This is a genomic window from Aquabacterium sp., from assembly GCF_030652515.1.
In the GTDB taxonomy this organism is placed as follows: domain Bacteria; phylum Pseudomonadota; class Gammaproteobacteria; order Burkholderiales; family Burkholderiaceae_C; genus Aquabacterium.
On sequence record NZ_JAUSAR010000146.1, the window covers coordinates 1 to 11,014 of the forward strand.

Genomic DNA, 11,014 nt, shown 5'->3' on the forward strand with positions numbered 1-11,014 from the left:
CAAAGCGCTTTTGCCAGTAAGACAAACGCATGTCTTCCACCCGAACCTCACCACCAGCGCGGGGCGAGTGGATGAACTTGTTGTCGCCGATGTAAATGCCCACGTGCGAAAAAGTGTGGCGCAAGGTGTTGAAGAACACCAAGTCGCCGGGCTTGAGTTCGGCCTGTTTGACCGACACCAGGTCAGGCGAATTGGCTTGTTCAGAAGCGCGGCGCGGCAGGATCAGGCCCACGCTGTTTTCAAACACATGGCGGGTGAAGCCACTGCAGTCGAAACCGCTTTCAGACGATTGGCCGCCGCGCTTGTAGGGCACGCCCAGGAAATTCATGGCTGACAGCACGAGTTCAGACGCCACATTGGTGGCCTTGTCGCGAACCTGCTGGGCCAGTTCGGTGACTGGCTTGGTGTTGAGCAAGCCTTTGTCTGACAAGAAGCGGCTGATGGGATCAGCGTTGTTTTCAGTGGGGGCTGGTGTGGCGTTGGCCGCAGGGGCCTGGCCCGTCAAGGCGGTGATGGCCGCAACGGCATCAGGGCTGAGGGGCTGATTGGCCGTTTGGGCACTGGCCGATGAGGCCGAAAACGCCAGGCAAACCGCCAAAATGGTGGCCGCAGAGCACCCAGCGTTCAAAGTCTGGCTCAGCTTGGCGCTGGCGACTTTGGCAAAGGCTGGGTTGCTACGGCAAAACGCAAAGGGCATGGGGCGCAAGCTTAAGTTGACTTCGCGACTGACGTCAACCCGAAAAACACGGTCAAAACATCACGTTATCACCGATTCCTCAAGAAACATGCGCCCATTCGTGCCCGGGTGTACCCGCTGGTTACAGCACGTTCAAGGTCACGGTGATGTTGTTGCGCGTGGCGTTGGAGTAAGGGCAGACGATGTGGGCCGCATCCACCAGTGCCTTGGCTTCGTCAGCGGGCATGCCTGGCAGGGTGATATTCAGCGTGGCCTGGATGCCGAAACCGGTGGGGATCGGGCCGATCGACACATCGCCTTGCACATTGGTGCCGGCGGGCAGGGGTGTTTTTTTCTGGCCGGCCACGAAGCCCATGGCGCCCAGGAAGCAGGCCGAGTAGCCTGCGGCGAACAGTTGTTCCGGATTGGTGCCTTTGCCATTGCCGCCCATTTCCTTGGGAAGCGCCAGGGAGACATCCAGCAGGTTGTCGGACGACACGGCGCGGCCCTCGCGGCCCCCGGTGGCGGTGGCGTGGGCGGTGTAGACGATTTTTTCAAGTGACATGGTGGGCTCCAGAGAGTGCGGTTGAGGTTGAATTAAATTGTGTACAACTTAATTTTAGGGCGGACGCAATGGCCCCGGTGCCCGTGGGGGCTCTGAACACCACGTTTGGAGGGGAGGACGGCGGCCCCCTTATTCGTTACGATGGAGGCCAGGATGGATGGATACGAGCAATGTCTCTGATCGAAAAGACGATAGCCCTGTCAGTTGCCGCAGCGTGCCTGGTCATGCTGGTGCGGTTGATGATCGGCAGCCGACGCCGTGAGCGGCTTGACCGCACCGTGCTGGGCAACTGGCATCGCGCCAGCACCTGGGTGGTCAAAACCTGGCGTTGGCGCGTGTCCAAGAAAAAAGCGGCCAAGGAAGCCCAGGCCGTGATCAACCGGGCCCGCACCCGGGGCGATTGGGACGGCAATGTGTTCCGCCCCAAGTCATTTCAAAAACCGGACAACAAGCCCCGCAAGCCCGTTGATCGGGATTGATTGACGAGTTGACCGAGGCTGAGGCTTCAGTCCAGAAACTCGGGCGCCTGCTTGCTCATCTGCGCCATCATGGCCGCTTGCAGGTCGGTAGACATCAGCATGGCGGCGTTCCAGGTGGCGATGTAGTTCAGGCCATCGGCCACGCTGTGATCACGCGCATACAGGATCATTTCCTTGGTGCCCCGGATCGACAGCGGTGATTTGGCCGCGATGGTGGCCGCGATCTCGCGCACGCCGTCGCGCAGGGCCTGGGGCGACTCGAACACGCGGTTGACCAGGCCGATCTCTTTGGCCTCGGCCGCAAGCACCTTGCGGCCGGTGTAGGCCAGCTCGCGGGCCATGCCATCGCTGATCAGCTTGGGCAGGCGCTGCAAGGTGCCCACGTCGGCCGTCATGCCAATGTCGATTTCCTTGATGGTGAAGTAGGCCTCGGCACTGCAGTAGCGCATGTCGGTGCAGGTGATCAGGTCGATGCCACCGCCCACGCAGGCGCCATGGATGGCGGCCAGCACGGGCTTGCGGCAGCGTTCCATGCTGGTCAGCGTGTCTTGCAGGTCGAGGATCATGCGGCGCAGGTTTTCGCGGGTGCGGCCGTCGCAATCGCTTTTGATCTGCGCTTGCAGGCCCATCATCATGGTCAGGTCAATGCCGGAGGTGAAGTGCTTGCCTTCGCCTTCGATGATGGCCACGCGGGCCTCGGGCGTGGCGTCGATCCACTGGAAGGCCTGGCGGATCTCGTGCCACATCGCCAGGTTCATGGCGTTGGCTTTGTCGGGCCGGTTCAAGCGCACGGTGGCGATGTGGTCGGCCAGGGTGACGGTCAAGGTTTCGTAAGTCATGCTTTGGCTTCTTTGTAGGCTGGCAGGTAGGCAGCCAGGCGGGCGCCCATCTCGGCACCCAAGGCTTGCAAGGCATTGAAGGGGCGCACCATCACCTCGAAGTCCACGATCAGGCCGGCTTCGTCAAATTGGATCAGGTCGATGCCTTTGAGCGATTTGCCATCCACCACGGCGCTGAACTCCAGCACCACGCTCAAGCCATCCTCGGACACCAGTTGGCGGTGGTATTCAAACTGGGTGAACACCTTCATCACGGTGTTGAGGATGAGGTTCACGGCCGTGGCGCTCACGTAGGGCTTGAAGGCCATGGGTGAGCGGAACACGGCGGCATCGTTCAGGATGGTGGGCAGGCGGCCCATGTCTTGAAGGGACACCATCTCGTGCCACAAGGCGAGGGAGGCGGCTGCGGCGGGCTTCATCTGGGGACTGGTCATGGTCTCAAGCTCCGGTGAGGTCGATGGGCGTCAGGTGTCAGATGGCGGCGGCCAACTCGGCGCCTTGCTTGATGGCGCGCTTGGCGTCCAGCTCGGCGGCCACGTCGGCGCCACCGATCAGGTGCACTTTGCAGCCAGCGGCTTGCAAATCGGCCTGCAGTTCGCGCAATGGATCCTGGCCTGCGCACAGTATCACCGTGTCGGCGGGGATGAGCTTGGGCTCGCCACCCACGGTGATGTGCAGGCCGGCGTCGTCCACCTTGTCATACGTCACGCCCGCGATCATGTGCACGGCGCGGTTCTTCAAGCCCGTGCGGTGGATCCAGCCCGTGGTCTTGCCCAGGCCGTCGCCCACCTTGCTGGTCTTGCGTTGCAGCAGGTAGACCTGCTTGGGTGACTTTTCCAGGTCAGCGGGCTTGATGCCGCCACGGTCGGCGTAGGTTGTGTCGATGCCCCATTCGGCGTAGAACTTGGTGGGGTTGAGGCTGGCGCTTTCGCCAGCGTGCGTGAGGTATTCGGCCACGTCGAAGCCGATACCGCCCGCGCCGATGATGGCGACCACGTCGCCGACGGGCTTGCCGTCGCGCAGCACATCAAGGTAGCTGACGACCTTGGGGTGGTCAACGCCGGGGATGGGCGGCGTGCGGGGCGACACGCCGGTGGCCAGCACCACTTCATCGAACTTGCCGTTGATCAAGTCTTCCGCGGTCACGCGCTGGTTGAACTGCGTTTTCACGCCCGTCAGCGCCAGTTGCTTGCGGAAGTAGCGCAGGGTTTCATAGAACTCTTCCTTGCCCGGCACCTTCTTGGCGACGTTGAACTGGCCGCCCACATCGGGGCCAGCTTCGAACAAGGTGACGTCGTGGCCGCGCTCGGCCGAATAGGTGGCGAAGCTCAAGCCCGCCGGGCCAGCGCCGACCACGGCGATGCGCTTGACTTGCGTGGTGCGCGGGAAGTTGAGCAGCGTTTCGTGGCAAGCGCGCGGGTTGACCAGGCAGGAGGTGATCTTGCCGCCGAAGGTGTGGTCCAGGCAGGCCTGGTTGCAGCCGATGCAGGTATTGATCTCGTCCGCGCGGCCTTCCTTGGCCTTTTGCACGAAGAAGGCGTCGGCCAGCAGCGGGCGTGCCATCGAGACCATGTCGCAGAAGCCATCGGCCAGCAGTTGTTCGGCCACTTCGGGCGTGTTGATGCGGTTGGTGGCGACCAGGGGGATGCCCACGTGGCCCTTCATCTTCTGCGTGACCCAGGCGAAGGCCGCGCGCGGCACCTTGGTGGCGATGGTGGGGATGCGCGCCTCGTGCCAGCCGATGCCGGTGTTGAGGATCGTGGCGCCGGCCGCTTCGATGGCCTGGGCCAGTTGCACCACCTCTTCAAACGTGGAGCCGCCTTCGACCAGGTCGAGCATGGACAGGCGGTAAATGATGATGAAGTTGGGGCCGACGCGTTCGCGCACGCGCTTGACGATCTCGATGGGGAAGCGGATGCGGTTGGCGTAGCTGCCGCCCCATTCGTCGTCGCGCTGGTTGGTGCGGGCGGCGATGAACTCGTTGATCAGGTAGCCCTCGGAGCCCATGACCTCGACGCCGTCGTAGCCGGCCGATTGGGCCAGTGCGGCGCAGCGGGCGTAGTCGTCGATGGTCTTGGCGACTTCATCGGTGGTGAGCGCGCGCGGGGTGGCGGGGCTGATGGGCGCCTTGATGGCGCTGGGGCCGACCAGGCCGGGGTGGTAGGCGTAGCGGCCGAAGTGCAGGATCTGCAAGGCGATCTTGCCGCCTTCGCGGTGCACGGCCTCGGTCACGGCCTTGTGGTGGTCGGCTTCTTCTTGCGTGGTGAGGCGCGAGCCGCCGGGGAAGGGCGCGCCTTCGTCATTGGGGGCGATGCCGCCCGTCACGATCAGGCCCACACCGCCGCGCGCCCGCTCGGCGTAGAAGGCGGCCATGCGGTTGAAACCGTCCTTGGCTTCTTCCAGGCCCACGTGCATGGAACCCATGATGACGCGGTTGGGGAGGGTGGTGAAGCCGAGGTCGAGGGGTTGCAGGAGGTGGGGGTAGGGGGTGGGCATGTGTGGGGGCCTTGCAAGCGGAGGGGTTATGCAATCAGTTGCAGGACTGTAGGGGATGGGGTGGATTTATGCAACTGGTTGCATAAAAGTGCGGCGCGCCAGGTTTTGCGCTCGGGTGATGCCCTTTTTGAGGGCGTGCGCGGGGCATTGAGCTTTGCGCGCAAAGCTTTTTTGCTTGATGGCCCGAGCTTTGAACTCGGTGTGCGGAGCTATTGGCTTATTGCGCAAACCTTTTAGGGGCACTCGCCAGGCTTTGAGCTCGGTGTATGAGGCTTTTTTAGTTTTTGCTCCGAGCTTTGAGCTTCAGGCTCGCAGCTATTTGGGGCACACGCCGAGCTTTTTGCTCGGCGGCCCGCGTTCAGGGCTTTGCGAATTGACCTCTTACCGGCAGTGGTCTATGCTGAATGCGCTCCGTTCGTGACGATGTGCTCACGGTGCGAGAACAGGGAGGCTGCTGAAAATGGCGAAAAGATGGTTGTGCTTGCCGGGAGGCAAGAGGTTGGACTTTGCTGGACGCGCAAGGCGTGTTTTGCCTGGGTTATTGGTTGAGGTGATGCATATCTTGGCCTTGAGAGGTGATATGTGCGCTTTTGATACCTAAATGGTAGTTAGGCTACCCAAAAACATGTATCCCCCGAATAGCACCAAGACATTCCTTAGCACTAGCCTCGTGACAGGCCCAAACTCTGAGCAAGACATCTCAAATGAGCAGTTTCTAAACTCATACCTTGACTACGGTTGCTGGCTCAGAGTTGTCACCAGTCGCCAGCAACTTGATGTAATAGAAAACAAAAATTCCAGCGAGCTACAAAAACTTGCTGCGCTGGCAAGCTTCTATCAAACGGCAGGTTTGGTAGTTGAAGATGCACTAAGCATGCATATCGCTTGGTCACTTTGGCAATTAGACAAATCGAAATCCTTGCCGGACATTCTAGAACGCCTCTCTTTGCGTCTATCCAGCCCCAAAGGGGATCTCCCTGAAAGCTATGCCAGCGATATTAAACAAAAATATATTACCACCAAAAAAAGAGTCGATATTTATCCCCGGCAATATCTTAACGACCTACTTTCCTTGAGTGATGAAGAACTGCCCGCCACTTTTGGAATAAACTGGAAACGACATCCTAGCGTCAAATTGGTTCCGCCTGAGCTAAGGCTGTTCTGGAATAACCTCGGCCACTATATACGAGGATGCGTCGAACCATTGGCGAGCCCAAAAGGGGCTCTCTTAGCATCTTGCTACAACAAAATAAAGCATGGTCCACAGCTAACAATTATGGCTCCCGCCGCTGCCGCGAAATACCGAGGCTTTGAGTACCCGGATGTTGAACACTTTATGCAAGAGCCAACAATCAGACTTTTACTCCAGGGATCTCGTACGCAAGAAACTCCCGAAGAGACGCAAGCCAATGAGAGAGTAGCCCCATTTTTGGTTGCCGATGCACCGAACATGCGGCGGTGGTTTTTCCAGCAAATTGCACATACATCAAACGCACTATATATCAATGGAACATGGATATTTAACACTACGTACATTGACCGGAAGCGCCCTTTTAAGATCGAATCACCAGAACTCTTATCGATCATTTCAGAACAGGGCACTCATCTCAATAGGACATTTAACATGAATATTGAGTAGCGATATTCTTATGAATAGAAATTTCACGCGCCTTGCATCTGCCTCCAGCCTAAATGGTTGTTCAATAGGACGTCTACCAGCTCCGCTGCTAGCCGCCTGTTCACGCTGGCGTTAGGCTCTTCTAACAACACCCTAGCTAATCGTTCCGCGACGCGATACACACTGGCAACGACTATGTATTCAAAGCTCCCAACATTTTTCCTCCTAGCACTGCTGACTAACGCCAATGATGTTTGGTCCCAAGACACTGCTGCAAAGCAAGAGTGCTCTCCTCGGCCTACGCAAAGTCGGTTAATCGCACCAACAGTTCGACCTGAAATAAAGGTGCTCTGCGGCTCAAACTCGATTACCCAAAATTTTGCCGTACCGCCGATGCCCACGACAACCGTCGCGTCTACTCCGACGAACAATACTCTTCAGAGTTCTTCTACCCTTATCGCACTCATCTCGGCTTCCGCTGGTGTACTTGGTGCATTTGCGGGCGCATTCGCTAGTTACTTGGTTGCTAGAGAAAAGGCCAAGTCCGATATCGAACTGGAGAGCAAGCGTCTGCAGGCAAATGTTATAGCTACAGAACGTCTTCGGTGGCTACAAGACATTCGCCAGAGAATGTCCACGCTGTATCAGCAACTGGACTTTCAGTACAACCTATTAAAGCGGCCAGTCGCTCATAACCAAGGTACAACAACACAGCAGCAACTTGACGATATGTCTGCCGAGATCATGGCGGAATGCAACATGATCACCCTCATGCTAAATCCTGCTAAGCCGGACCAAGCCGCGCTGCGGGACGCAATTCAAAGCGCGCTGCAATTTACGCAGCAATGTTTCCAACAGGCAGCAGTCGGCTCGAGGAATTTTAATGACCACGAGTACCGCACTTACAAGCAAGCCGCCTTCGACGCCATGACACGCTTAGGTGTTGAAGCGTGGAAGCAAGTGAAATCTTTGTCGTAGTCATTTGCGTCGACTAGCAAATGCAAATACATAACCGAGCCGCTGCCATAGCCTTCTGCAAGTTCAACCCGGTCCGCCTATCAGCTTCGGTGGCAGCCGCCTGTTAATGCGGGCGTTCGCCCTCTTAAGATAGCAGCCACAACATCAGGAAAATAATATGAGCGCACTCATACTGGAGTACGATAATACTAGGGGCCTTCATGAAGCCTTTCGCTCTCAAATGGAAGCGCTCCTTCGGCAACTGTTGAATGCTGAAGGGGTTTTCGTTCATTCGATTTCATCACGAACAAAAGATAGATCTAGCCTAGTTAAGAAAATTGCAAAAAAGGGCCAGAACTACGGTTTACTAAGCGATGTAACAGATCTAGTCGGCATCCGAGTCATAACCTATTTTTCGGACCAGGTTGATGCAATTTCTAAAATTATCGAAGAAGAATTCACTGTGGATAAAGAAAATTCTATCGACAAGAGGTCCACGTTGGACCCGGATAGATTTGGATACTTGTCAGTCCACTATGTAGTATCCCTGCCGACGTCACGTATTACTCTCAAAGAGAATAGAGATTTTGGTAATTTGAAGGCAGAGATACAAATCCGATCCATACTTCAGCATGCTTGGGCGGAAATAGAACATGATTTGGGTTACAAAACAAAAGGAGAAGTGCCTTCTCTAATAAGAAGGCAGTTTGCGAGGCTGGCGGGCCTACTGGAACTCGGAGATGATGAATTCGTGCAAATTAGAGAGTTCCTGAGTAAGTATCAGGAAGAAATTTCAGTCAATATAAAAAATGACGCGAGAAAAATAGAAATTGATAGAATATCACTTCTTGATTTCGTAAGAAGCTCCCCTCTTGTTGCAGAGGTTGATGCGTTTATTGCATCAGGACTTAACTGCAAACTCAGTGAAAGCGAATACAACATTGACGGTGACATCGAGAGGTTGACGCACTTCAATATAAAAAATATTGCGGAAGTCGAAGAATTGCTTGGGAAATACAAAATAAAAATTCAAGAACTTGCCGAAAAATGGGGGGAAGAGCCAAATTTAATCGACGCAGATAATGAGCCTGATGTTGGCGGAGGGATTTCAATATTTTATCTTTGCCATATGCTGGCGGGGGCCATCCAGAATATAGATCTTGCTGCCGCTTATTACCGAAAATTTGGCATTAGAAACCCGGTGTCAGAAGATGAGGAGCATACTGCGCGTGAGGTTACCGAGCTACTAAAGGATTTCCCATAAATTTCCATTTAAGCCTGCAGGAACAGCTCAAGCATCGGTATCATTTAAAATGAAAATTGCAACGCCGTGCCTTTGCGCGAACGCCAACATCGCCGTTCAAGCATCTATCCGGAGCCTAGCTGGTTGTTCAAAAAGACGTCTTCCGGCTTCGCTCGCAGCGGCCTGTTAAGGCGAGCGTTTGGCTTTCCTTAATTCCAGCGGCGTCATTTGGTGCATTCAAGAAAATCTGCAAACACAAAAGGCTCGACCGATATGACGCTTAAACGAATGGACAATTGTTTTGGTTGTTGTCGACGACCTCCAAACCGTGAGATCTTTCTTCATCGAACTGGGACTCACGCTCGAAGGCGAAACCACGGTGGAAGGCCCTCTGATCGGCAAACTGATCGGGCTCAAAGACGTCCGCGCCACGCTGGCGATGCTGCGGACGCCCGATGGTCAAGGCGTCGAATTGGACAAGTTCCACACGCCTGAAGCAGTCAGGCATGGACCTGCGCAAGCACCCGTGAACACGCTGGGCCTTCGCCGCATCATGTTCAATGTCAGTGACATTGGCGAAATCGTCGCCCGCATGCAAGCCTTCGGGGCCGAAATCATCGGAGAAATGCAGTACGAAGATTCCTACCTGCTGGCCTACATCCGAGGGCCTGAGGGCATCATCGTCACCCTTGCCGAACAATTGGGCCAGCCATGAAATCGCCAGACCGCAAACAACTTCTCCAAACCCTGAAAGCTCGCTTCGATCAAAACATGCCCCGGCATGTCGGCATCGATTGGGCCGACGTGGCCACCACGCTTGAAGCCAACCCCGCCGCCCTCGAATCGCTGCAAGCCATGGAATCCACAGGCGGCGAACCCGACGTCATCGGCCAAGACCCCAAGTCCGGCCACTTCACCTTCTGCGACTGCGCCCCAGAAAGCCCCACCGGCCGCAGAAGCACCTGCTATGACGGCGAAGCCCGAGCCGCCCGAAAAGAGAACAAGCCCGACCACAGCGCCGTCGAAATGGCTGCCGCCATGAGCATCGACCTGCTGACCGAAGCGCAATACCGCGCCCTGCAAAAGCTCGGCGACTTCGACTTGAAGACCTCCAGCTGGATCAAAACGCCACCCGAGGTGAGGGCCCTCGGCGGCGCCCTGTTCTGTGACCGGCGCTATGGCCAAGTCTTCGTTTATCACAATGGCGTGCAGTCGTACTACGCCGCCAGAGGCTTTCGGGGCTTGTTCCAAGTCTGATCTGGTCGCGGCTTCGGGTTTCTGACGAATCGTCTGTAACAAACTGTGGCTATGATCGGTGTTCCAACCGTGAAGCAGTGATCACGGTGGATGTACAGGGAGACGTCAAAGATGTTGAATGATCGGATCACTTGCCGGGAGGCAAGGGGATTGGTTCCATTGATCGGAAATACGCGTCGCCCTGCATGGAGCGATGCCTGCCATGAGCGATGAACGCTTTTGACCAAAGCTCTTGTGTTTCCAAGTCAATTCTCAACCAATCAAGGTATTACCCGACATGAAGATTTTCACCACCTTTGCACTCGCCGCCGTCGTTTTGATGTCCGGATGCGCATCTGTCGACATGGCCTCGAAAGCAGAGTCATCGAAGGCAAAGGAATTCAATCCGCCAACGCAAGGCAATGCCGGGCTTTACATCTACCGCAACAGTTTCGTCGGCAAGGCGCTGAAGAAAGACATTCTGGTTGACGGCAAGTGCGTGGGCGAAAGCGCGCCAGATGTGTTCTTCTACACCGAAGTCCAAGGTGGCAAGAACCACAAGATCGATACCGAATCCGAATTTTCGGACAACAGCCTCGAGCTCATGTTGGAAAGTGGCAAGAACTACTTCATCCGCCAGTTCATCAAAATGGGCGTGTTTGTCGGTGGCGCAGGTTTGGAGCAAGTGACCGAAGCCCAGGGTAAGGCAGACATCGCTTCGCTGGAACTTGCCAAAACGGGCAAGTGCAACTCCGTGAAGTAAAGAGTCGGCCTTGCAAAACCACCACACCCCCGATGAATACAGGGCGAGTCGTGCAATTGGGGATGGTCAGAACTCTGGGTTTTCGGTTCAATGACGCTCAGTTTCTGGGAGTTTTGAGGATCTGAACAGATGAGCACGCCCG

Annotated in this window: 11 protein-coding genes and 1 pseudogene; 7 read left to right on the forward strand and 5 right to left on the reverse strand. The window is 56.2% G+C overall.

Translation table 11 applies throughout. The features are described from left to right. On the reverse strand, positions 1 to 697 hold a 697-nt coding region (locus Q7V20_RS24385; RefSeq protein ID WP_370652490.1), incomplete at its 3' end, for a C40 family peptidase. 121 nt (positions 698 to 818) lie between these two features. After that, the gene (locus tag Q7V20_RS16900) at positions 819 to 1,241 is read right to left on the reverse strand and encodes an organic hydroperoxide resistance protein (RefSeq protein WP_304793783.1); all 423 of its coding nucleotides are present in this window, start codon (positions 1,239 to 1,241) and stop codon (positions 819 to 821) included. Between the two features lie 170 nt (positions 1,242 to 1,411). On the opposite strand from Q7V20_RS16900, the gene Q7V20_RS16905 reads away from it, so the two are divergent. Then, complete coding sequence (locus Q7V20_RS16905) at positions 1,412 to 1,720, forward strand: hypothetical protein (protein WP_304793786.1); 309 nt, start codon at positions 1,412 to 1,414, stop codon at positions 1,718 to 1,720. A gap of 26 nt (positions 1,721 to 1,746) precedes the next feature. On the opposite strand, the gene Q7V20_RS16910 is transcribed toward Q7V20_RS16905, so the two are convergent. The 3 genes from Q7V20_RS16910 to Q7V20_RS16920 are packed head-to-tail and all read right to left on the reverse strand — an operon-like array spanning position 1,747 to position 5,055. After that, the gene (locus Q7V20_RS16910) at positions 1,747 to 2,559 is read right to left on the reverse strand and encodes a crotonase/enoyl-CoA hydratase family protein (RefSeq protein ID WP_304793789.1); all 813 of its coding nucleotides are present in this window, start codon (positions 2,557 to 2,559) and stop codon (positions 1,747 to 1,749) included. After that, positions 2,556 to 2,993, reverse strand: coding sequence for a nuclear transport factor 2 family protein (locus Q7V20_RS16915; protein ID WP_304793792.1), 438 nt, complete (start codon positions 2,991 to 2,993; stop codon positions 2,556 to 2,558). The genes Q7V20_RS16910 and Q7V20_RS16915 overlap by 4 nt, the downstream gene beginning before the upstream one ends. Before the next feature lie 37 nt (positions 2,994 to 3,030). Continuing rightward, the gene (locus Q7V20_RS16920) at positions 3,031 to 5,055 is read right to left on the reverse strand and encodes an NADPH-dependent 2,4-dienoyl-CoA reductase (RefSeq protein ID WP_304793794.1); all 2,025 of its coding nucleotides are present in this window, start codon (positions 5,053 to 5,055) and stop codon (positions 3,031 to 3,033) included. 670 nt (positions 5,056 to 5,725) lie between these two features. Here Q7V20_RS16920 and Q7V20_RS16925 point away from each other — a divergent pair. From Q7V20_RS16925 to Q7V20_RS16950, 6 genes and pseudogenes are all read left to right on the forward strand, one after another. Continuing rightward, complete coding sequence (locus Q7V20_RS16925) at positions 5,726 to 6,694, forward strand: hypothetical protein (protein WP_304793797.1); 969 nt, start codon at positions 5,726 to 5,728, stop codon at positions 6,692 to 6,694. A gap of 174 nt (positions 6,695 to 6,868) precedes the next feature. Further along, a complete protein-coding gene (locus tag Q7V20_RS16930; RefSeq protein ID WP_304793799.1) occupies positions 6,869 to 7,651 on the forward strand; it encodes a hypothetical protein in 783 nt (260 codons plus the stop codon). Positions 7,652 to 7,808: 157 nt separating this feature from the next. Continuing rightward, positions 7,809 to 8,894 (forward strand): GTP pyrophosphokinase family protein, encoded by a 1,086-nt coding sequence (locus Q7V20_RS16935; RefSeq protein WP_304793801.1) that lies wholly within the window; start codon positions 7,809 to 7,811, stop codon positions 8,892 to 8,894. Positions 8,895 to 9,146: 252 nt separating this feature from the next. After that, positions 9,147 to 9,588, forward strand: a pseudogene (locus Q7V20_RS16940) (VOC family protein). Further along, positions 9,585 to 10,130, forward strand: a complete 546-nt coding sequence (locus Q7V20_RS16945) for a DUF4256 domain-containing protein (RefSeq protein WP_304793803.1) — start codon at positions 9,585 to 9,587, stop codon at positions 10,128 to 10,130. The pseudogene Q7V20_RS16940 and the gene Q7V20_RS16945 overlap by 4 nt, the downstream one beginning before the upstream one ends. 277 nt (positions 10,131 to 10,407) lie before the next feature. Next, positions 10,408 to 10,872: a DUF2846 domain-containing protein gene (locus tag Q7V20_RS16950; protein ID WP_304793805.1), complete on the forward strand. Its 465-nt coding sequence runs from the start codon at positions 10,408 to 10,410 to the stop codon at positions 10,870 to 10,872. Positions 10,873 to 11,014 lie beyond the last annotated feature (142 nt).

What these genes read in the sequence shown, in the direction of transcription:
- Q7V20_RS16900 (WP_304793783.1), bottom strand. Translation starts at nt 1,241, where the DNA reads ATGTCACTTGAAAAAATCGTCTACACCGCCCACGCCACCGCCACCGGG.
- Q7V20_RS16905 (WP_304793786.1), top strand. Translation starts at nt 1,412, where the DNA reads ATGTCTCTGATCGAAAAGACGATAGCCCTGTCAGTTGCCGCAGCGTGC.
- Q7V20_RS16910 (WP_304793789.1), bottom strand. Translation starts at nt 2,559, where the DNA reads ATGACTTACGAAACCTTGACCGTCACCCTGGCCGACCACATCGCCACC.
- Q7V20_RS16915 (WP_304793792.1), bottom strand. Translation starts at nt 2,993, where the DNA reads ATGACCAGTCCCCAGATGAAGCCCGCCGCAGCCGCCTCCCTCGCCTTG.
- Q7V20_RS16920 (WP_304793794.1), bottom strand. Translation starts at nt 5,055, where the DNA reads ATGCCCACCCCCTACCCCCACCTCCTGCAACCCCTCGACCTCGGCTTC.
- Q7V20_RS16930 (WP_304793799.1), top strand. Translation starts at nt 6,869, where the DNA reads ATGTATTCAAAGCTCCCAACATTTTTCCTCCTAGCACTGCTGACTAAC.
- Q7V20_RS16935 (WP_304793801.1), top strand. Translation starts at nt 7,809, where the DNA reads ATGAGCGCACTCATACTGGAGTACGATAATACTAGGGGCCTTCATGAA.
- Q7V20_RS16945 (WP_304793803.1), top strand. Translation starts at nt 9,585, where the DNA reads ATGAAATCGCCAGACCGCAAACAACTTCTCCAAACCCTGAAAGCTCGC.
- Q7V20_RS16950 (WP_304793805.1), top strand. Translation starts at nt 10,408, where the DNA reads ATGAAGATTTTCACCACCTTTGCACTCGCCGCCGTCGTTTTGATGTCC.